Annotated in this window: 20 protein-coding genes and 1 tRNA gene; 8 read left to right on the top strand and 13 right to left on the bottom strand. The window is 49.4% G+C overall.

The features are described from left to right. Positions 1 to 11: 11 nt before the first annotated feature. The 5 genes from B5F83_RS03390 to B5F83_RS03365 form a co-directional block, all read right to left on the bottom strand. Positions 12 to 857: an Ig-like domain-containing protein gene (locus B5F83_RS03390; RefSeq protein WP_158094134.1), complete on the bottom strand. Its 846-nt coding sequence runs from the start codon at positions 855 to 857 to the stop codon at positions 12 to 14. Between the two features lie 314 nt (positions 858 to 1,171). After that, a tRNA-Leu gene (locus B5F83_RS03385) sits at positions 1,172 to 1,253 on the bottom strand. Between the two features lie 72 nt (positions 1,254 to 1,325). Next, positions 1,326 to 2,171, bottom strand: coding sequence for a 50S ribosomal protein L11 methyltransferase (gene prmA, locus B5F83_RS03380; protein WP_087276569.1), 846 nt, complete (start codon positions 2,169 to 2,171; stop codon positions 1,326 to 1,328). Between the two features lie 9 nt (positions 2,172 to 2,180). Further along, positions 2,181 to 2,936 (bottom strand): triose-phosphate isomerase, encoded by a 756-nt coding sequence (tpiA, locus tag B5F83_RS03375; RefSeq protein ID WP_087276571.1) that lies wholly within the window; start codon positions 2,934 to 2,936, stop codon positions 2,181 to 2,183. 339 nt (positions 2,937 to 3,275) lie between these two features. Further along, a complete protein-coding gene (locus B5F83_RS03365) occupies positions 3,276 to 4,442 on the bottom strand; it encodes a PLP-dependent aminotransferase family protein (protein ID WP_204207321.1) in 1,167 nt (388 codons plus the stop codon). Between the two features lie 194 nt (positions 4,443 to 4,636). Between B5F83_RS03365 and polA the strand changes: the two genes are divergently transcribed. From polA to rpmH, 4 genes are all read left to right on the top strand, one after another. Then, on the top strand, positions 4,637 to 7,306 hold the full coding sequence (gene polA, locus B5F83_RS03360) for a DNA polymerase I (RefSeq protein WP_087276575.1): 2,670 nt from the start codon (positions 4,637 to 4,639) through the stop codon (positions 7,304 to 7,306). Between the two features lie 27 nt (positions 7,307 to 7,333). Continuing rightward, positions 7,334 to 7,885, top strand: coding sequence for an RNA polymerase sigma factor (locus tag B5F83_RS03355; protein ID WP_087276577.1), 552 nt, complete (start codon positions 7,334 to 7,336; stop codon positions 7,883 to 7,885). 61 nt (positions 7,886 to 7,946) lie between these two features. After that, on the top strand, positions 7,947 to 8,627 hold the full coding sequence (locus B5F83_RS03350) for an RsmG family class I SAM-dependent methyltransferase (RefSeq protein WP_087276579.1): 681 nt from the start codon (positions 7,947 to 7,949) through the stop codon (positions 8,625 to 8,627). A 100-nt stretch (positions 8,628 to 8,727) separates the two neighbouring features. Further along, on the top strand, positions 8,728 to 8,880 hold the full coding sequence (gene rpmH / locus B5F83_RS03345; RefSeq protein WP_087276582.1) for a 50S ribosomal protein L34: 153 nt from the start codon (positions 8,728 to 8,730) through the stop codon (positions 8,878 to 8,880). A gap of 107 nt (positions 8,881 to 8,987) precedes the next feature. On the opposite strand, the gene B5F83_RS03340 is transcribed toward rpmH, so the two are convergent. After that, a complete protein-coding gene (locus B5F83_RS03340) occupies positions 8,988 to 10,274 on the bottom strand; it encodes a cellulase family glycosylhydrolase (protein ID WP_143822445.1) in 1,287 nt (428 codons plus the stop codon). A gap of 90 nt (positions 10,275 to 10,364) precedes the next feature. Here B5F83_RS03340 and B5F83_RS03335 point away from each other — a divergent pair, with 90 nt between their 5' ends. Then, a complete protein-coding gene (locus tag B5F83_RS03335; protein ID WP_087276585.1) occupies positions 10,365 to 11,189 on the top strand; it encodes a PASTA domain-containing protein in 825 nt (274 codons plus the stop codon). A 5-nt stretch (positions 11,190 to 11,194) separates the two neighbouring features. Further along, complete coding sequence (locus B5F83_RS03330) at positions 11,195 to 12,307, top strand: RluA family pseudouridine synthase (protein ID WP_087276588.1); 1,113 nt, start codon at positions 11,195 to 11,197, stop codon at positions 12,305 to 12,307. Here B5F83_RS03330 and B5F83_RS03325 read toward each other — a convergent pair. The 3 genes from B5F83_RS03325 to serS form a co-directional block, all read right to left on the bottom strand. Further along, on the bottom strand, positions 12,282 to 15,242 hold the full coding sequence (locus tag B5F83_RS03325) for an outer membrane beta-barrel protein (RefSeq protein WP_087276591.1): 2,961 nt from the start codon (positions 15,240 to 15,242) through the stop codon (positions 12,282 to 12,284). The genes B5F83_RS03330 and B5F83_RS03325 overlap by 26 nt on opposite strands. Positions 15,243 to 15,409: 167 nt before the next feature. Beyond that, positions 15,410 to 15,943, bottom strand: coding sequence for a crossover junction endodeoxyribonuclease RuvC (ruvC, locus tag B5F83_RS03320; RefSeq protein ID WP_087276594.1), 534 nt, complete (start codon positions 15,941 to 15,943; stop codon positions 15,410 to 15,412). 32 nt (positions 15,944 to 15,975) lie between these two features. Continuing rightward, positions 15,976 to 17,247, bottom strand: coding sequence for a serine--tRNA ligase (gene serS, locus B5F83_RS03315; RefSeq protein ID WP_087276597.1), 1,272 nt, complete (start codon positions 17,245 to 17,247; stop codon positions 15,976 to 15,978). Positions 17,248 to 18,037: 790 nt separating this feature from the next. On the opposite strand from serS, the gene feoB reads away from it, so the two are divergent. Continuing rightward, positions 18,038 to 20,407 carry a ferrous iron transport protein B gene (feoB, locus tag B5F83_RS03305; RefSeq protein ID WP_087276798.1) on the top strand — a complete coding sequence of 790 codons (2,370 nt, stop codon included), beginning with the start codon at positions 18,038 to 18,040 and terminating at the stop codon, positions 20,405 to 20,407. Positions 20,408 to 20,460: 53 nt separating this feature from the next. After that, on the top strand, positions 20,461 to 20,640 hold the full coding sequence (locus tag B5F83_RS03300; protein ID WP_087276603.1) for a hypothetical protein: 180 nt from the start codon (positions 20,461 to 20,463) through the stop codon (positions 20,638 to 20,640). A gap of 19 nt (positions 20,641 to 20,659) precedes the next feature. Here B5F83_RS03300 and B5F83_RS03295 read toward each other — a convergent pair whose 3' ends face one another. From B5F83_RS03295 to rplU, 4 genes are all read right to left on the bottom strand, one after another. Further along, the gene (locus B5F83_RS03295) at positions 20,660 to 21,265 is read right to left on the bottom strand and encodes a response regulator transcription factor (protein ID WP_087276607.1); all 606 of its coding nucleotides are present in this window, start codon (positions 21,263 to 21,265) and stop codon (positions 20,660 to 20,662) included. After that, a complete protein-coding gene (locus B5F83_RS03290; RefSeq protein WP_087276609.1) occupies positions 21,258 to 21,965 on the bottom strand; it encodes a hemerythrin domain-containing protein in 708 nt (235 codons plus the stop codon). The genes B5F83_RS03295 and B5F83_RS03290 overlap by 8 nt, the downstream gene beginning before the upstream one ends. 188 nt (positions 21,966 to 22,153) lie before the next feature. Then, positions 22,154 to 22,414: a 50S ribosomal protein L27 gene (rpmA, locus tag B5F83_RS03285; protein ID WP_087276612.1), complete on the bottom strand. Its 261-nt coding sequence runs from the start codon at positions 22,412 to 22,414 to the stop codon at positions 22,154 to 22,156. Positions 22,415 to 22,438: 24 nt separating this feature from the next. Next, a complete protein-coding gene (gene rplU / locus B5F83_RS03280) occupies positions 22,439 to 22,750 on the bottom strand; it encodes a 50S ribosomal protein L21 (protein WP_087276615.1) in 312 nt (103 codons plus the stop codon). Positions 22,751 to 22,798: the final 48 nt, after the last annotated feature.

The raw sequence follows: 22,798 nt of genomic DNA, 5'->3' as shown, positions 1-22,798 counted from the left end.
ATTCATGACAATCATTCGGCGACAAAGCCTACGGCCAACAAAGAAGTGGTCAAAGTACCGTCATAACCGCAACCGTAAGCTATTGCATAGTACTTTTCTTTGGCAGGCACTACGGAAGCTCCCGCAAAATCGCCGGTCTTAAGGAACGCGCCCAGATACTCTTCGAATGAATAGCCATACATCTGAGCCATCATGGCCAAGGTAGCATAATACTCTTCGACAAACTGCTCGTCGGTGCGTCCTTCATAAAGCGTGGCCTGTGTCATAAAAGGGAAATAAACCATTTCCTTGTCCGTAGGATACCAGGCAATCTGGACATACCTTACATCGTCCTCATCAAAAAAACGCTCTACCACTATACGGAAATTTTCATCTTCGCCCATTGCGACAGCATCGATGACCGTAACGGTACATATTGCATCATATCCTCCTGCAGAGGCGGTTATTTTAGTCTCGCCCACGGCAACGGCTGTAACGACACCGCCCGATACGGTTGCGACTGCTTCATTTGAAGAAGTCCAGACCACAGTATTGTCGCTCGCATCCTCGGGAAGGACGGTGGCGGTCAGGGTATCGGTCTCTCCGATAAAGAGTTCCAGCCCTTCTGCATCAAGAGTGACGGATTCAACCGGGACAGAAGCGGCAGATACCGTAACGCTGCATTCATCCTTTGCATCGCCGCATGCGACTGTCACTACGGCATTGCCTTCAGCCACGGCGGTAATCGTACCTTCCTGATCTACTGTAACGACAGTCTCATCCGAAGAAAACCAGGAAAGTTCCGCACCGGCCGGAGACACGGATACTTCCAACTTATAAGTTTCACCTGCTTGCAGAGAAACCTCCGATTTGCTCAAGTCAACCGAAAAGGATTGTTCCCCTTTTTCGCAAGACCACACAAGACAACACACAGATGCCATTACCGGCAAAATGCCTTTCACTAAAGAAAACCTCATCATATTTTTGAATATTTAAAATCCAAATTGCATGTGAAATTACAAAATATTTCCAGCCAGGCCTGTTCTGCCGATAAAATCAGGGAAAGATAAAATAGTACATAATTTATACATTTCTCCATAATATACTGACAATCTGGAAAGTAATCAGGACATACATCATGACTTAACACGATACGGAGCATGGGCTGGAAATCAGCCCATGCTCCGTATCGTGCGGGCGAAGGGACTCGAACCCCCACGCCTTCCGGCACCAGATCCTAAGTCTGGCTTGGCTACCAATTACAACACGCCCGCAAAAAGAATTACAAAGATAACAAATCTTTTATTACACCGACAATATCTGTCGGAATTTAGTTAGTGGAATACTCATTTTTTCACGAACTTCACTACCGCCCACTCATCCTTCAAACTGTCGGAGACATATTCAAGCCCGCAGCCTTCCGCCGCAGCAACAATCATCGGAATGTCATCTGCATAGAAACCGCTCACAAGCAGGGTGGCACCGGCAAGCATCGCCTTTGAATACGCTCCCATATCAGACATCAGTATGTTACGATTGATATTCGCCAGGACAATGTCGTATTTTTCCACATTCCCTATCGACGAAGCATCGCCGCACCTCACGGAAACATTGTCAGCGACATTGTTGAGTGCGAAGTTTTCAAGTGCTGAATCCACGGCTACATCGTCTATATCTATGGCGTCTACAGGAGACGAAGCACCCATCATGACGGCAAGTATTGCAAGTATGCCTGTACCGCACCCCATATCCAATACTCTCTTGCCGAAAACGGATTCATTCATAAGCGAAGACACCATGAGATAAGTCGTCTGATGATGTCCTGTGCCGAAAGCCATTTTAGGGTCTACTGTTATAGTATATAAGGTATCGGGAAGATTTTTATGGAATGTCGCCTTTACTGTACATTTCCCATCAACGACAATCGGACTGAAAGAAGCCTCCCAAATAGCATTCCAATTCTGCTCTTGGACCGGAACATGCGTTTCAGTTACTGAAAAATGACCTTTGAAAACCGTAAGGGCGGAGGAAAGTGCCCGTTCATCGAACCTGTCCGTTCGGATATATGCAAAAAGGAAAGGAGCCTCGGTACAAAACGATTCGTAACCGAGAGATTCTATTTCAGCCACGACCCAATCTGCATTATCTTCAGTAAAGGGAGAAAGGCTCATCCTGACTTCCGTATATTCCATAAAAAGACATTATCTGAATGATTTTGCTATCGACAGGAAATCTTCTGCTTTAAGGGAAGCACCTCCGATCAGACCTCCGTCTATGTCCTTGCAGGCAAAAAGTTCCTTTGCATTCGAAGGCTTGCAGCTCCCTCCGTACAGTATGGATACACTGTCGGCGGCAGATGCGAACTTTTCCGCAATGGTTGCACGTATATGTCTGTGCATTTCCTGAGCCTGATCGACCGTAGCGGTCTTTCCGGTCCCTATGGCCCATACCGGCTCGTATGCCACTATTACATTTGAAACCGACTGCTGCGGGACAGTATAAAGCACATTCCTTATCTGTCCGTCCACGACACTGAAATGTTTTCCGGCTTCCCTTTCAGCAATGGTTTCGCCGACACAGAGAATAGGTATCAGTCCTTCTTTCATGGCCAGAGCCATCTTCTGCACGAGCTTTTCGTCCGTTTCACCATAATATTGCCGCCTTTCGGAATGGCCCAATATGACATAGCCGCTACCTGCCGACCTCAGCATGGCAGCCGAGACTTCACCCGTATATGCTCCGCTTTCCCGGTCAGCACAGTTCTGTGCGGCAAGACCGATGCCGCTGCCCGAAATGACATCCGCCACCTTTGTTATATGAGTAAACGGCACGCCGAGTATGAGTTCAACATCCGACGGCTTTTCGGAAATTCCCGCCAATACATTTTTCGCAAGTTCCACACCTTCCGGAACTGTCGTGTTCATCTTCCAGTTGCCCGCAACGATTTTCTTCCTCATGACAAAACTATATTGATTAAAACCATATATTGATTCCGATGCAAATATACGCAGAAGCCGAGAGCAGAGCAAATGAATTTATTCAAATTGCTATGCCGAGGCGCAACAGTATTTCTGCCGCAGGCAAATATACGCAGAAGCCGAGAGCAGAGCAAATGAATTTATTCAAATTGCTATGCCGAGGCGCAACAGTATTTCTGGCCGTCAGGCCAAATATACGCAGAAGCCGAGAGCAGAGCAAATGAATTTATTCAAATTGCTATGCCGGCAGGATAAAAAAGAAGACGGCTGGAATTCAGCCGCCTCCCCCTAATTATTATTTTCCTTTAAGACAAACCCTCAGGCTCTGTAACCTTTTTCCTCGTACAGTTTCTTCACTGCATTGGCAAGCCTGCAAATGCCTTCGTCTATCTTTTCGTCCGAAGCATACGAGAAGTTGAGCCTCATCGAGTTCTGTCCGCCGCCATCACAATAGAATGAAGTACCGAGCACGAATGCGACGTTTTCCTTGATGGCGATATTGAACAGTTCCAGGGTGCTCAAGCCTTCAGGAAGTGAAACGAGAAGGAACAGTCCGCCTTCCGGATTGGTCCAGGTAACGCCTTTAGGCATGTAGCGTTCGAGGGCTTCTATCATCTTGGACTTCTTCACGCGGTAAAGGCTTGTGATGTTTACAAGATTCTTGTCGAAATGTCCTGAAGCGAGATATCTTTCCGCAATCATCTGCGACATGATAGGTGTACAGAGGTCGGAGCACTGTTTGCCGACAATCAGACGGTTGATTACTTCGTCCGGACCGATTACCCAACCTATACGGAAGCCTGGAACGAAAGTCTTGGAGAAAGTACCCAGCTGTACAACACGGCCGTCTGTATCGAGGCTGAGGATTGTAGGTACAGGTTCGCCTTCGAATCTGATATCCCTGTAAGGGCTGTCCTCTATAATAATCATATCGTGTTTGCGGGCAACCTCGAGAGCCAGTTTCCTTTCTTCGAGAGTCATGGTCGTTCCGGAAGGATTCCTGAAGTCAGGAACGAGGTAGATATACTTAGGCTTGCGGCCCTGCGCGGTAAGGTCGGTTATGACCTTGTCCATTTCATCGTAGCTCTTGAAGCCGACAGGTTCGCCCTGCTCTGCATAAATGGCCTGAAGGGCTCCGAGATAAGAAGGCAATTCGCAAAGAACAGTATCGCCCGGATCGACGAAAATCCTTGCAACAAGGTCGAGAGCCTGCTGAGAAGCCGTAGTGATGAGGATGTTCTTGATATCGACATCAACGCCCTGCGTACGCTTTACCATCTTTGCAAGTTCCTTGCGGAGTCCCGGATGTCCCTCGGTCGTGCTGTACTGCAACGCCTTGGCAGGACATTCGTTCATGATATCCATCATGATCTGTTTCAAATCCTCGACAGGGAAAGTCTCGGCATTAGGAAAACCGCCTCCGAAAGATATGACATCGGGGCTCGTGATAACGCTAAGAAGATCCCTGATTGAAGATCTTCTCATGTTCAATGCGTTTTTTGATAAGATTTGTTGTATATTTACACTCATTATCTAAGATTTTATTTTGGATGCAAAAATAATAAATTGTAAGCATTTCCAAACAAAAACTTTGTTTTTTTGAAGCATTTTAAAAGAGTGTTTAAAGAATCATAAGAAAATTACAGAATACACCATAAGAAAACTCAAATATCATTCATATGAAGAAGCTTTTCCTCATAGACGGACATTCGTTGATTTTCAAAATGTACTACGCATTCCTGCGCAGACCGATGATTAATTCCAAGGGCGAAGACACATCGATATTATTCGGATTCACCAAATACATACTCGAACTCATCGGAAAAGAAAACCCCACGCATCTGGCGATAGCTTTCGACCCTCCCGGGAAAACTTTCCGCCACGAGCTTTTCCACGACTACAAGGGCACGCGCAGCGCAACGCCGCAACCCGTAATCGACGCACTCGGTCCGCTTGTAGACATCTGCCGCGCCCTGAGGATACCTGTGCTCATGGAACCGGGGTACGAGGCCGACGACGTAATCGGTTCCTTTGCGACCTCCGAAGCGGAGAACGGCTTCGAAGTATACATGGTGACAGTCGACAAGGACTACGGCCAGCTGCTGGGGGAAAGGATTTTCCAATACAAGCCGGGAAAATCGGGTAATGAAAACGAAATAATTACCGCGGAAATGCTCTGCCGGAAATACGGCATCGACAATCCGGCACAATTCATAGACATACTTACGGTCTGGGGGGACACCTCTGACAACATCCCGGGGATAAAAGGCATCGGGGAAGTCGGAGCGGCGAAACTCGTATCGCAATTCGGCTCCATAGAAGGGATTTATGCCAACCTCGACAAACTCAAGCCGAAACAGAAGGAAGCATTCGAGGAGGCGAAGGACAGGATAGGCTTGAGCCGCAAGCTTGTCGAAATCAAGAGGGACCTGCCGGTGAACGTGCCGGAAAAAGAGCTGGAAACCTCCCTTGAGTACGGAAGCGAGACAAAAAAGATTTTCGACAGGTACGAATTCGGTTCCCTGGTAAAATATTTTCCGGCATACATGTCGCAGGAGCCCGCACCTGCCGTCACCCGGGAGACAATCGAATGCAATCCTTCACCGCTCGAAACTGTCGTGTCAGAAGCCTCCAAATCAGGGCATGTCGCAGTATCCGCGAAGGACGGGAAGATTGTCATTGCCGCCGGAGAAAAGACAAAATACGTATCGGAAGTAAATTTTCCTTTAAAGGACAAAGACGACACCTATATATTATTGGGAAAAATATTTTCCGACCCCGGAATAACGAAGACCGGATTCGACATGAAAACCGCCTGCAAACTGCTTTTGGCGGAAAATATCCGCATCGGAGGCGAAATCCGCGACATAGAGATAATGCATTATCTTTCAGACCCCGAAATGAGCCACAAGGCGGAAATGATTATCCAGGGATGCACCGGAAAGAAGATTTCGGACTACACGCTTTCGGGTTTCGGAGCCCCGGCACAGGACGATGGCGAAGCTCCGGACCTTTTCAACCAGAAAACCGAAACGGCAGACATATCCTCGATGGCCGCCGAAGCCATACTGTCGGAAAAAGCCGGAAAGGTTCTCTCGGAAAAACTCGCGAAGGACGGAATGACCAACCTCTACAACGATATCGAAGAACCTCTTATAGAGGTCCTTGCCGACATGGAGCGCCAGGGAGTCAAGGTGGACATCGGGCAGTTGCAGCAATACCGCAGGGAACTTGAAAAGGAGATGCTTGCAATCGAAAGCGAAGTCAGGGAAATTGCGGAAGAACCGTCCCTGAACCTGTCTTCCCCGAAACAGCTCGGGGTCGTATTGTACGAGAAAATGAACCTCAATCCGAAAATAAAGGCCAACGGGAAGAACAATTATCCTACGGACGAGGAAACCCTCAACGGCCTTCTCGACAAAAGCCCGATAATCCAGAAAATATTGGATTTCAGAGGATTGAAAAAACTTATATCCACATATATCGATCCTCTTCCGGCGCTGATGGGCACGGATGGCAAGCTGCATACCACCTTCAATCAGGCGCTTACCGCCACCGGAAGGCTGAGCAGCTCCAGGCCGAACCTGCAAAACATCCCCGTACGTACAGACAAGGGCAAGGAAATCAGAAAGGCCTTCGTGCCGTGCAGGCCGGACGGATACATACTCTCGGCCGATTATTCCCAGATAGAGCTCAGGATAATGGCGCATATCAGCTGCGACCGGCACCTTGTGGAAGCGTTCAGGAACGGCGAAGACATACACGCCATGACAGCCGCAAAAATCTTCAAGACCGACCCGGGTTCCGTCACGAAAGAGCAAAGGCGCAGGGCCAAGACGGCCAACTTCGGAATCATGTACGGGATTTCCGCATTCGGGCTCTCGCAGAGGCTCAGGATTCCGCGCTCGGAATCGAAAGAACTCATAGAAGAATATTTTGCCAATTTCAAAGGAGTCGAAGCCTACATAAAGGACTGCATAGCAATGGCCCGCGAAAAAGGTTATGTCGAGACCCTTTTCGGACGGCGCAGATATCTTCCTGACATCAACTCCAAGAACAACACAGTACGCTCGCTGGCGGAAAGGAATGCCATAAACGCCCCTATCCAGGGGACGGCAGCCGATATCATCAAACTCGCGATGGTAAGGATATTCCGCAGGATGGAGCGCGAAGGCTTCGAAAGCAGGATGATATTGCAGGTACATGACGAACTTGTTTTCGACACTGCTGCACATGAAGCCGAAAGGCTCGCCTCACTTGTGAAAGAAGAGATGGAGGGAGTTGCAAAATTATCCGTACCTTTGACCGTCGAATGCAACTGGGCATCCAATTGGCTGGACGCCCACTGATACGGGCAGCATAAACCGACCATCAGCATGGGAAAGAAGACTTTAGGGGATAAGGATTTGATAATAAAGGCATTGCAAAACGACCAGAATGCCTTCAGAATGCTTTACGAGAAGCATAAGAACGGCCTGTATGTCCACATATCCAAATACGTCCAGGGAAAAGAGGACATCGAAGACCTTTGCCAGGAAAGCTTCAAGAAGGCATTCGAACAATTGCCTTCCTACAATCCTGAATACAAATTCACGACATGGCTGTACAGCATCGGGGCGCATACGGCCCTCGATCATCTGAAAAAACAGAAAAACGACGTCTTTGCCAGTTCCGTAGACCATCAGGCCGAAAACGGCGAAATGGTATCCCTGACCCCCGAGGAGGAAATGGTAATAGTCGAGATGGCGGAAGAGGTGAAAAAACACCTGAGTTCATTGCAGGACATATACCGTAAACCAGCCGAACTGAGATTCCTCAAAGAGTACGGTTACGAGGAAATCGCAAAGGAACTCGGACTGCCGCTCAATACCGTAAAAATCAGGATAATGAGGGCGAAAGTAGCATTGATAACCATGCTGAAAAGATAGACAGAACGGCCGGAACATGGCACTTCCGGCAAGACAAATAACTTAACAAAAACACACCGATATGGAACACACCGGGGCCGAAGGGGCCGGAATCGTATTCAAATATTTTCCCGAAATGGATGCCGGGAAACGCCAGGCCATAGAAGGGCTATGGGCCTCATATTCCGACTGGAATTCGAAAATCAACGTAATATCACGCAAGGACATCGATTACCTGTACTTGCACCATGTACTGCACTCCCTTGCCATAGCCGCATTCCTGCGTGAAAAATACCCCGATTTTTATGCCAGGGCCCTTGAACCCGGCGGGACGGACATCACCATGCTCGACTTTGGCACCGGAGGAGGTTTTCCGGGAATCCCTCTCGCCATTCTGCTCCCGGGGGTGAATTTCACCTTATGCGACTCGGTAGGCAAAAAGATAAAAGTCGCCCAGGCGGTGGCCGATGCCGCCGGACTGAAAAATGTCGTCACGGCCAATGTCAGGGGCGAAGAACTGAAAGGCCGCTACGATTTCGTCATATCCCGTGCAGTGACTTCGCTGGATACGTTCTTGCGCTGGATCAAAGGAAAATATACCAAAGGCATAATCTACCTGAAAGGCGGCGACATGGTGGAAGAACTCACAAACGCCGCAAAGATGAACAGGCTCCTTATGAGCAACATTTCCGCCATTCCGATAGACAAATGGTTCTCCGAAGAGTATTTTTCAGAGAAAAGGGTAATTTTTATTTGCAAATAGGATTAAAAACATTACCTTTGCAGTCCGTTTTTGCGCGCTCGCAATCCATAGCCGGAACAAGACAGCGCATTATCAGTGATAATAAATAAAATAAATAGAGATGAAAAGAACATACCAACCTTCCAAGCGCAAACGCCGCAACAAACACGGCTTCCGCGAGCGCATGTCCTCTGCCAACGGACGTCGCGTATTGGCTTCACGCCGCCGTCATGGCAGAAAGAAACTCACTGTATCTTCAGAAGACAGGTTCTAAAAACATCGGCCGGGGGAAAACCTCCGGCCGGATTTTTTTACACCACCACCGAGCACGGCAATGTGCCTTACAACGCGCTCCAGGCATGGTTCATGTGCGCGGTGGTATCACAGTTCCCTGTTGGCCCTCCTGATGACGGAAATCGTGGTCGCATCATCATCGTAAACGGAATAAAAACCCTGGGGTTCATGGGCCGGATCGCCACTGAAAGCGTCCCCCGGCAGCCATTGCCCGTGTGTGCGCGGAGCCATTCCTCCCCAGGCCCAGAAATTACAGCCCGCGATGCAGCCCCCGGAGGAAGCACTCTCGATTACGAGCCCGCAGATATACTCATAATACCTGTCACGCGCCGCGACCAACGTACCCCGCTCGAACGAAAAGCCGTCCCGAGGATAGCCGAACTCCTCTATCACCAATGGTTTTCCGACAGAACGGACTACCGGAAGATGTGCTTCTATGTATTTTTCACTTTCCGAAATCGCAATCTCCACGCTGTCGAGATTTTCCTTCGTCACCCAATTCCAGTTATACGGCCAGATGTGGATATTGAAATAATCTATTTCGGGAATGGAATGTATCCTGGCAAACAGGTCCATATCAACCTCGCAGCCATACAGGCCTTCACTGCCAGTTGAAACCATGTGATTGGTGTCCAATGACTTGATCAGGGAAGCGCTTTCCTCCACCCACCGGGCAAAAGCATCCTTATTGGCCGAGGAAAATGGCCGCGGTTCATTGCATATCTGCCATGAAAATATGGCCTCGTCCTCGGAATAGGGCTCCCCGGTCACCGTATTTATCCTCGAAACGATTTTACGCAGATGGTCATAATACATCCCGACAGCCTCTTCCGATTCGTAGAACTGCGTAAGAAAATCGCAATAGTCCTTCCACGGGAGTTCCGACGAGAGCGGAGCCGTACCGAAACCAGCCCATTCGAGATACTGTCCGAAACCGCCCGACCATTCCCACGAATTGGTAAGGTATAGCACGGCTTTCATGCCTCTCCTGCCCAAATCCGCCATCAGATAATCAAGTCCTTGCAGCAAAGTATCATTATACACGCCCGGGGAGGTCTGCATGACAGGCTCGAACTTGGTCCTTACGCCATGCGGGCCGTCCGACCCCACTATCACCCTTATGTTGTCCACACCCATTGCCTGAAGGCTGTCAAGTTCCACGGCCAGCCGTTCCCGGTCTCCCCCCTCGCCTTCGGAAGCGAGCAACGCTGCATACCACATATTGGCGCCTATGAAATAATAGGGTTTCCCGTCCTTGACGAATTTTCCTTCCTCTACCTTAACGAAATCCGCCCCGCCGCGGCCCATATTCCCGCATGAGCCTGAGACAAGACACAGACACAGCAGGATTGCAACAAGTTTCAAACCTTTCATGACCTTTATCGATTAGTACAAGGCAAAAGTATAAATTTTTCCTATCTTTGCAACTCGTCAAAAGCGAGTTTATCCTAAAAAACGGGTTTTATGGGCAAAAACATTTTCAAAAACTGGATAGTGAAGAATCTATTGTCGGCAATACTGGCCATCGGACTGCTGATTGCCGGAGCCATAATATTCCTGAACATTTATACACGGCACGGCAAAGAGCTTGAAGTCCCTGATTTTTACGGGATGAGCATCGCCGAAGCAACTGCCGGGGCGGCGCTTAACGACATGACGGTCGAAGTGATCGACTCCATATACGTGTCCGGACTGAAGCCTGGAGCGGTATACAGGCAGGTTCCGAAAGCAGGCAGTGCAGTAAAGAAGGGAAGGAAAATAAGGCTCACGATAAACGCATATATGCCGAAAACCGTCCTTATGCCTAATCTCGAAGGGCTTTCGATGAGACAGGCGCGGGCGGAACTTTCCACGATAGGCCTGAATACGGGAAAACTGATATACGAAAAAGACATTGCTACCAACAATGTGCTTGGACAGATGCACAAAGGCAGGGAAATCGCCCCTGGAAGCAGGATACGTACCGGCTCCACAATAGACCTGGTTTTAGGCCTCAACCCTTCCGACAACGCCACATTCATACCTGACATGCTTGGAATGAACGCACGCAATGCAGTGGAACTGTTGCTGGAAAGTTCACTCAATATCGGGGAAATCATATACGACAACACTGTAAGGACAAACGAAGATTCCATAAAGGCAGTGATATACAAACAGATACCTGAACCGTCCGAATATTCCATACCTTTTGGGGCCGAAGCCATAATCTACCTTACGACCGATATTTCGAAAATACCGGTAAGGACCGAAGATGGTGAAAACGCATTGTCTGACGAAGAAAACGACTGACGGCAATGAATGATATATTCGATGGGTTGGAAGGGACGGACGGCCTTGATGAAGGGCTCGAAGAAGGGCTCGAAGAAGGGCTCGACATCTTCGGAAAGGAAGAAGGCCAGGCGGGAATGTTCGAGCATTTCAGGCTTGCCGTAGACAAAGGCCAGTCATTGATGCGCATAGACAAATACCTCGCATCGCATCTGGAGAACACTTCAAGGCACAGGATACAGCTTGCCATCAAGCAGGAATTCATCCGGGTAAACGATGAAACAGTAAAATCCAATTATATAGTAAAACCCGGCGACATCATCACGCTGATGATGCCATACGAAAGGCACGAATGGGAAATCAGGCCGGAAAACATCCCTTTGAACATAGTCTATGAAGACGAAGACCTGATTGTCATAAACAAGGAACCCGGCCTTGTCGTCCATCCCGGACACGGACATTTCAGCGGCACGCTCGTGAACGCCCTTGCATGGCATCTCGGCATGGACACGGACGGAAATTACGATGAAAGGCTCGGAATCCTGGTACACAGGATAGACAAGGACACGTCAGGGCTGATAGTAGTCGCAAAAAACGATGAAGCCCAGCTGGGACTGGCAAAACAGTTCTTCGACCACAGCATCGAAAGAAGGTACATCGCCATCGTATGGGGGAATCTGAAAGAAGACAGCGGCACCATCACCGGGAATATCGGGCGCGACCCCAACGACCGCCTGCGTTTCAGGGTTTTCGAAGACGGCGACAGAGGAAAACACGCCGTGACCCATTACAGGGTGCTCGAACGTTTCGGCTATGTGACGGTAGTCGAGTGCAAACTTGAAACCGGCCGCACACACCAGATAAGGGTGCATTTCAACCATATCGGACACCCGCTTTTCAATGATGAGCGTTACGGAGGAAATAAAATCCGCGAAGGGACGATTTATTCAAAATACAGGCAATTCATCGAGAACTGCTTCGCAATCCTCCCGAGACAGGCCCTTCATGCCAAGACCCTCGGATTCGTCCATCCACGCACAGGCGAGGAAGTGTTTTTCGACAGCCCGCTTCCCGAGGACATGACCGCCCTCATAGAAAAATGGAGGAGGTACGTTACCTCCGCGGTGGAGGCCCCATAGGGCCGCGGCTACCGCCGCCCCCCATACCGCCGAAGTCTCCGAAACGGTATGTCAGCGATATCATTATGTAACGTCCGAGAGTATTGTTCCTAGTATCCTGGACATAGTTGTCCGTAGTGGTACGGTAGACGTTCCTCGACTGGTTCAATATGTCATACATCCTTATTGAAAGGGTGAACTTGTCCTTGAACAGCAGTTTGTCTATATGGGCGTTCCATATCAGCTGAGGCTCGTTGAAGCCTTCGTCATAACCTATATAATAATTGTACCTCGCATCGGTGGCTATAGTAAAGCCGAGAGGAAGGCTGTATGTCACCGAGGCGTTCACATTGTTGTTCCATGTCGTGGTATTCTGTTCGTTGTTTATCGAATACCAGGCCTGGTTATACCTTGCACGGGCCCCCAAAGTCACCTCAAGTTCGTCATTCCTGTAAGTAAAACGGAGCATCTGCGAAACGGAAAGTGAATTGGTCTTGTTCTTCACGAAAGACTGACCGTCCGCGAAAGCCTCATGGAATTCGGCTATGAAATCCTCATAAACGAAGTCTTCAGTATTGATTTGCATGTCCCATGCACCGACATAACTCGTCGAATTGGAATACCTTGCATTTGTAAAGGCTGAAACCGAAAAATCCGACTTCGCTATAGGGGAATTTATCATGAATCTCAGATTGGCCGAATAAGTCCCTTCCGAGTTCACCGGAATCGAATACTGCACTCCGGCGGCATCGTACCATGTGGCGTTTATGATACTGTTGGATGTATAATTTCCGCCGAGCATACCGTTAAGTGTCAGGAAAGTCTCTTTGTTGCTGTACCTGAAATGGGCCCTGAGCATGTGGTTGAATGTCGGATTCAGCCCGTTGTTACCCAGAGTTATGAGCAGGGGGTTAGATACGTTCATGGACGGTTGCAGCTGTGTCGAGGACGGCTGGTCGGAATACCCCATATAGAAAAGCCTGAAGAAAGTCCCGTCATCCGGCCTCCAGTCAATCCTTGCGGTAGGCGCCCAATTGACTACCTTGTAATCAGTCGAATCGGTAACTCCCTGCGACGTGGTGACATTCATAGTATGGTTAGGCTGCGCCGATGCCCCAAGGGCGAAAACGGTACCGTCTTTCTGCCATTGCAGGTTGAGCCCTGCCCTCTGGTCTATATATTCGTTTATAAGTTCGCTCGAATAGACAGGATCCGGGCCGTCATCATACAGGCCTGTAGCCTTATTGTAATTGTACGTATTGTTTACGCTGTGCGACCGGCTCCAGTTTATCGAATATGTCGCTTCCAGAAAGAGCCTTTCCTTGTAAAGCGGTTCGGTATAGGAGAAACGGCCTCCCAACCGGTTCCCGCTCTCATACTGGAAATACTTCTGGTCTATTTCTTCAGTTTCGGTGCCCAAAAAGCCATAGTTGTCGTCATAAAGCTGGGTAACGGTTTCCGAACGGTTTGTCCCGTCCATATTGTTTTCGCTGAAATTGTAGTCCAGGCTCACCGACAGTGTCCTTCCCGGCTTCCCGAGCCTCTGCCTGAACAGGAAAAAGCCCCTCGCCTCCCACGAATTGCTGATACCGTCGGTAAAACTGTTTCCGCTGTTGCTTTCAAGTATGTCCGATTGATTGCCGGTCAGGGCCGATATGTCCGTATTTGTGGAATAGTCGGAAGTTTCCTTAAAATATCCCGACCCGAAATTGAATTGCGGACGGAAAAATATGGAAGTGTTTTCGGTAAACTTGTGGTCGAGCTCTATACCGAACCTGTGCCCGTTGCTGCGGGTCATGCTATATCCGTTTTCATTATATAACAGGGAGGTCCCGTCCGTCTTGAAAGTGGTCTTGGAAACATCTTCCTCCACCTCCTGCAAAGAGCCGCCGTACATATAGTTGGCCCCGAGTTCCATCCTGTCGTCAAGAAGGTTGAAGTTGCCGTTGGCTCCGGCCATCCACGATGTCGTGATACCGTTGAAGCCTCCCCAGCCCCCCACTCCACGGCCCATTCCGCGGCCGCCCCTCATTGTGGACATCATGCCACTCGATATATCATTGAAACCCCGGTTATTCGTATTATTGGCATTCACTATCATGCTGAGCTGCATATCGTCCGAGAATTTTGCCACCATCGCTCCGCCCTGCCATCTCGGATCCGTCTGCCACGAAGTCTTTCCGTCTTCGGACACGGATTTCATAAGGTCGAGGCCACCGCCGGCCGACACATTGCCGAACCAACCGTCCATCATGCCCGGTTTTATGCTCAAATCGATTACCGTCTCTTCGTTTCCGTCGCTGATTCCGGTGAATTCGGCCTGCTCGGATTTTTTCTCGAGGACTTTGACCTTGTTGATAATATTGGCCGGAATGTTTTTGGATGCAAGCTGCGGGTCATCGAGGAAGAATGTCTTGCCGTCTATGGTTATTTTCGTTATGGTCTCCCCGTTGGCCGTTATGCTTCCGTCGGAATCCACCTCCACGCCCGGAAGTTTTTTCAGCAAGTCCTCAAGCATGTCGTTGTCGGTGGTCTTGAACGAGGATGCCGAATATTCTATCGTATCCTTTTTGATTACGACCGGATTGGCGACCGCGGTCACCACAGCACCTTCGAGCAGATTGGGCTCCAGCTCCATCTTGAATTTTCCGAGGGAGACTTCGGACTTGTCCACCTTGATTTCCGTAGCGAACGGCTTATACCCCATAAACTCGCACTTTACGATATACTCCCCATAGGCCACGCTGGTGAAAACCGCCGAACCGTCGGCACCGGTGAGAACGTATTTGTATATGTTATCCTTGCCTTTCACTGTCAGCGATGCCGTTGCGAACTCCACAGGGTCGCCGCTCTTTGAATCGAAAAAAGACATTCTGACGATAGCCCCCCTCTGCGCGTATACGGACAGGGACAGGGCGAAAATCAAAGCTACAGTCAAAAAAATTCTGGCCTTCATGCTACTATATCAAGCTTCTGCAAAAATCAATCTTTCAATCTAAAATGTCAAACAATCAATTTAGACTTTCCGGAACCGCAATGGTTTAAAACCGGAAAAGGCGCCCGCCGCAAATCTTCCTTCCTACGTCATCACCCCACCATTCAATGTCACCTCACCATTCAATGTCACCTCACCCTTTCGGGATTCGAAGCGACAAAACTCTTCCAGTCTGTCGAAGCCGAATCGGACAGGAGAGGATTGGTAAGCTGGTAAAAATGGCACATCGCAAGCGCCAGGGCATCCGAAGCATCCAAAAAACGGGGCTCGAATTCCACGCCAAGGGTTTTCTGTAGGATAAGCGACACCTGCTCCTTGGACGCCGACCCTACTCCGGTTATGGCCATCTTTGCCTTTCGAGGGGCATATTCGAACACGGGGACACCTTTGGAAAGCGCGGCCGCTATGGCCACTCCCTGGGCCCTGCCGAGCTTCAGCATCACCTGGACATTCTTGCCGTAGAACGGGGATTCGATGGAAAGGTCGTGCGGACGGTAGCGCTCTATCAGCGCACCCACTTCTGAAAAAATGGCCTCCAGTTTTTCAAAATGGTCCTTCTTTTTCCTCAAATCCACCACCCCCATGTCCACATAATGCGCCTTGCGCTTGTCGGCAAGCACCACTCCGAAACCGAGTATGTTGGTCCCGGGATCTATTCCCATTATGATTCGCTGTCCTGCGTGTTCCACCGGACTTAATCTATAAAGTCAAAACCGGTGTAAGGCCTCAGGATTTCGGGGATGCGTATGCCTTTCTCCTCCTGATTGTTTTCAAGCAAAGCCGCCACGATGCGCGGCAGGGCGAGCGAACTCCCGTTCAGCGTATGGGCGAGCTGCATCTTGCCGTTTTCATCCTTGAACCTGAGTTTCAGCCTGTTGGCCTGGTACGACTCGAAATTCGATACGGAACTTACCTCCAGCCATCTTCCCTGAGCCGCCGAATAGACTTCGAAATCGTAGGTAAGGGCCGAGGTGAAGCTCATATCTCCCCCGCAGAGCCTTACTATCCTGTAAGGCAGCCCGAGAGACGACACAAGGCTTTCCACGTGGGCCACCATCTCATCGAGGGCCGCATAGGATTTTTCCGGATTTTCAATACGGACTATCTCGACTTTGTCGAACTGGTGCAGACGGTTGAGCCCCCTGACATCCTTGCCGTATGAACCCGCCTCCCTTCTGAAACAAGGGGTGTATGCGGTAAGTTTTATCGGAAAATCTTCCTTGGCGACTATCGTATTCCTGTAAAGATTCGTCACTGGCACTTCGGCAGTAGGAATCATATAAAAATTGTCCAGATTTGCATGGTACATCTGCCCTTCTTTGTCGGGAAGCTGGCCCGTACCGAAACCCGAGGCTTCGTTCACCATGATTGGAGGCTCGACCTCAAGATAGCCGGCCTTCGTATTGGCATCGAGGAAGAAATTGATCAGCGCCCTCTGGAGCCTTGCCCCCTTGCCCTTGTACACAGGAAAACCCGCTCCGGTGACCTTGACACCGAGGTCGAAATCAATTATACCGTACTTTGCCGCGAGCTCCCAATGCGGCAGGGCGTTTTCGTCGAGCTGCGGGACAGTGTTTCCCATCCTGACCACGACATTGTCTTCCGCCGTCAGGCCGTGAGGGACTATCTCCGCCGGGATGTTTGGAAGGAGCACTATAAGCGATTCGAGCTCGGAATTGTTCTCTTCCGACTGCTGCTCAAGCATTTTCGATTTGTCCTTCAAGGCTGCCACTTCGCTTTTGGCCGCATCCGCCTCAGCCTTTTTGCCCTCCTTCATCAGGGCCCCTATCATGGAAGCCTTCTGTTTCTGCATCGCCAGGCAGGAATCCAATTCGGCCTGCAACGATTTCCTGTTTGCATTCAGCACATTGATGCGCGATACTATTTCTTTCGCATCGAACCCTTTCACGGCGAGTCTCTCTACTACATAGTCCGGACACTCGCTCAACAATTTAAGTGTAAGCATATCTGTTTTATTTCAATCCCAAAACAACCTACAAAGGTAATCATTAATCGATAAAATGTAAAATAAAAAAAAACGAGGATGGACAGAGCTTGTTTCCACTGGAACAGTGAGCTTGTTTCCGGAAAAGCCACGAGCCTGTTTCCGGAGGAGCCGAAGGCCTCGTATTGGGGGTAGTGTGTGTTGGGGGGCTGAGGGAGGGAGGGGGAAAGTGCCTCGGATTCGCGGTAAAATGGTTCACTTTCCCCGGAAAAAAAGGCGAAATGGTGGTAAAATCAACATTTTCGGCGGGAAAGTGCCTTGAATTCGCGGCAAAATGGTTCACTTTCCCGGAAAAAACGGCAAAAAGGGCGGTAGAATCAATATTTTCGAGGGGAAAGTGCCTCGAATTCGCGGCAAAATGGTTCACTTTCCCCGGGAAAAAAGGCGAAATGGCGGTAGAATCAACATTTCCGGCGGGAAAGTGCCTTGAATTCGCGGCAAAATGGTTCACTTTCCCGGAAAAAAAACGGCGAAATGGCGGTAAAATCAATATTTCCGGCGGGAAAGTGCCTCAGATTCGCGGCAAAATGGTTCACTTTCCCGGGAAAAACGGGGGAAAACGGAAAAAAACGGTGAAAATTCCCAATAAATAGCAAATCCTTTCTTGTTCCCCACAACAAGAAGATTCCCTTGTTTCCCGCATAACCACAATCGGCGATAGCCCGCACCGCATTTAACCACAAATTATGATTTGCACTCTCGGTTTTTATTGTTTATTTTGCGGAAATTTTATTTAAAGCAGGATTTGCAGATGAAGTTGTCTGAGCTGAAAAACGGACAGTCCGCCATAATCATGAAAGTAAACGGTTACGGCGGATTCCGGAAAAGGATAATGGAAATGGGATTCGTCAAGGGAAAAACCGTCGTCCCCGTACTCAACGCCCCCCTCAACGACCCGATAAAATACAACATCATGGGGTACGAAGTTTCGCTGCGCAGAAGCGAGGCGGCCATGATTGAAGTATATCCTGAAAACGAAGAGGAAAATCCGGGCGGCATAACAGGAAAACCGGCCGATTCCGGCACCACCGAAAACGAAAATGCCGAAGACGAAAACGCCGAAAGGAATTATATAAGGACAGGGAAAAACATATCCATAGCCCTCGTCGGGAATCCGAACTGCGGCAAGACATCCCTGTTCAACCACCTCTCGGGAGGACATGAGCATGTCGGAAACTATAGCGGGGTCACGGTCGAATCCAAGAACGGTTCCTTCAAATACAAAGGCTACCGCTTCACCGTCACGGACCTTCCGGGCACATACGCCCTGTCGGCCTATTCTCCCGAAGAACTGTATGTCCGCAAACACATCGTAGAACAGGACCCGGACGTGATAGTCAATGTCGTAGCGGCATCCAACATCGAAAGGAACCTCTACCTTACCACGGAACTGATTGACATCAGCCACAGCATGGTGATTGCCCTGAACATGTACGACGAACTCGAAGCGAGCGGGGCAAGGCTGGATTACGACCAACTGGGAAGGATGCTCGGAGTCCCGGCCATACCGGTAGTCGCGAAAAACGGCAAGGGCCTCGAAGAACTGCTCGACACCGTAATCAATGTATACGAAGGGAAAGACCAGCGCGTAAGGCACATACACATCAACCATTCGGCCGTAATCGAACAGGAAATAAAAAACATCTCATCGGAGATGAAGGCCTCGGAAGAACTTCCGAAATACTTCCCGCCGAGATACTGGACAATCAAACTTTTGGAAAAGGACAAGGAAGTCGAAAAACTGCTTTCGCCATGCAAGAGTTATCCCAAATGGAAAGAAATGGCCTCCAAGGCTTCAAAAAATGCCGAAAGGCTTCTGAACGAGGACATCGAAACCGCCCTGACAGATGAAAAATACGGATTCATATCGGGCGCATTGCAGGAAACATACACGCCGGCAAAACAGGCCAGGAACAAAAAGGACTCGCTGATTGACAGGATTGTCACCGACAGATGGTTCGGCTTCCCTATCTTCCTGCTGCTCATGTGGCTCATGTTCTGGGCGACTTTCAACATAGGCGCCTACCCGCAGGCATGGATAGAGTCCGGTGTCGCATGGCTCGGAGAATGGCTTTCCGGAATCATGTCCGACGGAATGCTGAAAGACCTCCTGGTCGACGGCATCATCGGCGGTGTCGGCTCGGTGCTTGTTTTCCTACCGCAGATACTCATCCTGTACCTGTTCATCTCCCTCATGGAGGACTCCGGATATATGGCAAGGGCCGCATTCATAATGGACAAGCTGATGCACAAGATGGGTCTGCACGGCAAGTCCTTCATTCCGCTGCTGATGGGTTTCGGATGCAACGTACCCGCAATAATGGCGACAAGGACAATCGAAAGTCGGAGCAGCCGCCTGATAACCATACTGATAAACCCATTCATGTCATGCAGCGCGAGGCTGCCCGTATTCATAGTCCTCGCCGGAACCTTTTTCCCGAAACATGCCGGAACCGCACTTTTCCTGCTGTACCTGCTCGGAGCGACTGTCGCCGTAATTACGGCAAAACTCCTCAGAAAATTCATTTTCGGGAAAGATGAGACCCCGTTTGTAATGGAACTTCCGCCTTACCGCATACCGACAGTTGCCGCGACCCTCAGGCACATGTGGGACAGGAGCGAACAGTATCTCAAAAAAATCGGAGGTGTCATATTGATAGCATCCATAGCCGTATGGTTCCTGAGTTATTTTCCGCGCGAAGCCTCCTCTACTGACGGTACCGGCACGGAAACCGGGCACTATTCGTATCTCGACAGGCTCGGCCGTGGCATAGAACCCGTACTGAAACCGTTGGGACTCAACTGGAAAGCCGGAGTTGCCCTCGTGGCCGGAATACCGGCAAAAGAAGTCGTGGCATCGACCCTCGGAGTGCTTTACAACTCCGAAGAAGAGGGGGAAGGCCTCTCGGAAAAACTCGCCTCATCAGGGGATTTCACCCTCCCTTCGGCCGTGGCGTTCATGATATTCATACTTCTGTACTGTCCATGCATAGCTACCGTTTCGGCAATAGCGAATGAAGCCGGAAGCTGGAAATGGGGGGCTTTCTCCGTACTGTACAATACGGTAATAGCCTGGATAGTGGCATTCATCGGAATGCTCGTGACTTCGTTGATAATATAACGTTTATGATAATTTTGCGGATAATCACATAATTTTATAAAAACCGGAAGAGGATGGGAACGCAGGAAGCGATAGTGATGGTGATAGGCATAGCCACTGCCGCGGTGATTGCGGCAAGGATTTTCCGTTTTTTCAAGCGGAGAGGCAAAGGCTGCTCCTGCTGCTCACACTGCGGGGAAGAAAACGGAAAGGCAGGCTGCTGTTGCGGCAGACCAGGCAGTAAAAAGCCTTAAAAAACCTGCCGACGGCAATTTACAGTTCATCGCTGTCTATCATGTTGTTCAGCATTGCATATACGGTAAGGCCGGCTATGCTCTTGATTCCTGTCTTCTGGCTGATGTTCTTACGGTGGGATATGACAGTATATACGGATATGTTGAATTCGTCCGCTATTTCCTTGTTTGTCTTGCCTTTCGCCACCGCAACGAGTATTTCTTTCTCCCTCTCCGACAAATCATAATCCTCGTTTTTCAGGCGTGAAGTCCCTCCTTTGGAAGCATCCACGGCCTTTCTCAGCGATTTGATTATTGCGGCAGGACTGTCATAAATCGAGATTACCGCATCGAACTGACTGAAAACCATCTCATCATACAGGGTGGACGTCAGAGCGGCAAGAGCCGGACCGTCCGTACCCGAGACAATGCTCCTTACGGAAAATTTTGATTTGTAGTCGAAGAGAACCGGATTTACGACTATTATCTCGGGAGAATACCGCGCGACCACATCCGGAAGAAAACGCAAATCGGATACTCTCTCTACAATCCTGAACGTATTGTAATTGGCCAGAACCGAAGCGAATCCCGCCGATATTATAGCAGAAGGTTCCGCCAATACGACTGTTATCTGCCTGTTATCCATTTTTCTCTATTTTCAATGCTATCGGAACGAGAATCCTGTTTTCGATAAAAGTATGTTTGTCCAGCTCGTTCCCGAACCTTATGATATCCGTAAGCAGCCCGTACCTCATACGGTAAGGGGCGTCTCCCGGAAGATACTTGACTATGATATTCCTCAAATCGTACAGATTTTCCTCTATGTCGCTGTGGTTGTCTTCGAAATCCGCTATCGAATAGGCCCCGTCCGTATCGCCGGCCAACAGCTTCCCTATATACGGCAGCACGGTCTTTTCCTCATACTCGAAATGCTTGTCCACCTCCGTCCTGTAGTCCGAATAGAACTTGCTCAGAACTTTCCTGTGTACCTCTTCATAGCAACCGAGGACTTCGGCAAACTGCCTGTCAAGTTCTGGCAACGCTTCGTTAAGATAATATACGTGCGACTGGTGTATGTATCTGGAAACAGTACCGAGGTCGTCCTTGTCAAAGGCGGAGCAGTCAGGGACATAGCCCTTGAGCGCATAGACCCGGCACATCGTAATGAAAAGCTCCGGTTTGATACCGTATTTCAAGCACACGTCCTCCACAGAGGCCTCCCCGAAACCGAGGTCAATGCCGAAATGATAAAGAAGCGGCAGGATGAATACATCCTTGTCAAGGATGTCGGCCATTTTGCTGCTGTGCTTGATTGTAAGGAATCCCATGTCTTTATTGTTTGCCATAAGCCAAAAATTTCTGCAAGGCAAATATATGAAAAATATACGCAGAAGCCGAGAACAGAGCAAATTTATTTGCTTTGCCGAGGCGCTACAGTATTTCTGCCGAAGGCAAAATTACAAAAAAACCGTTCCACTATGGGAACGGCCTTATCCGATATTCGGCGCTCAGGAAACTTTCCCGTGCCGGAATCTTAGTTTTCCAAAGGCATTACGGAAACGTAGGATTTCTTGCCGGTGGTCTTCTTGAAAACAACGACACCGTCGATCAGCGCATAGAGCGTATGATCCTTACCCATGCCTACGTTAAGGCCCGGATTGTGTACCGTACCTCTCTGGCGCACGAGTATATTGCCGGCTTTAACCACCTGGCTTCCGAATTTCTTTATGCCAAGTCTTTTGCTATGCGATTCACGTCCGTTCTTTGAACTACCAACACCTTTTTTATGTGCCATAATGTAAATCTCCTCTTCGTTAAATTAAGCAATGCTTTCAATCTTGATCAGCGACAGATACTGTCTGTGGCCGTTCTTTTTCTGGTAGCCTTTGCGGCGTTTCTTCTTGAATACGATAACCTTGTCAGCTTTGCAGGTATCGTCGAGCACTGTGGCTTTCACCATAGCCCCGTCAATGTAAGGAGTCCCGACCTTTACATCCCCTTCATTGTCGATAAGGAGTACCTTGTCGAACTCCACTGTTTCGTCTTTGGCCGCAGCAAGACGGTTCAGGTAAACTTTCTGACCGACCTGTACTTTGAACTGGCGGCCGCCCATTTCTACGATTGCGTACATTAATATCTAAAACTTTAAAAGTTCAGGCCGCAAGCGTCCGGAAACTTC

The sequence above is a fragment of the Muribaculum sp. An289 genome (genome assembly GCF_002159555.1).
Lineage (GTDB): Bacteria > Bacteroidota > Bacteroidia > Bacteroidales > UBA932 > Merdivivens > Merdivivens faecigallinarum.
The sequence above is the reverse complement of the archived record's forward strand: the minus strand, read 5'-3'. Positions and strand labels throughout refer to the sequence as shown.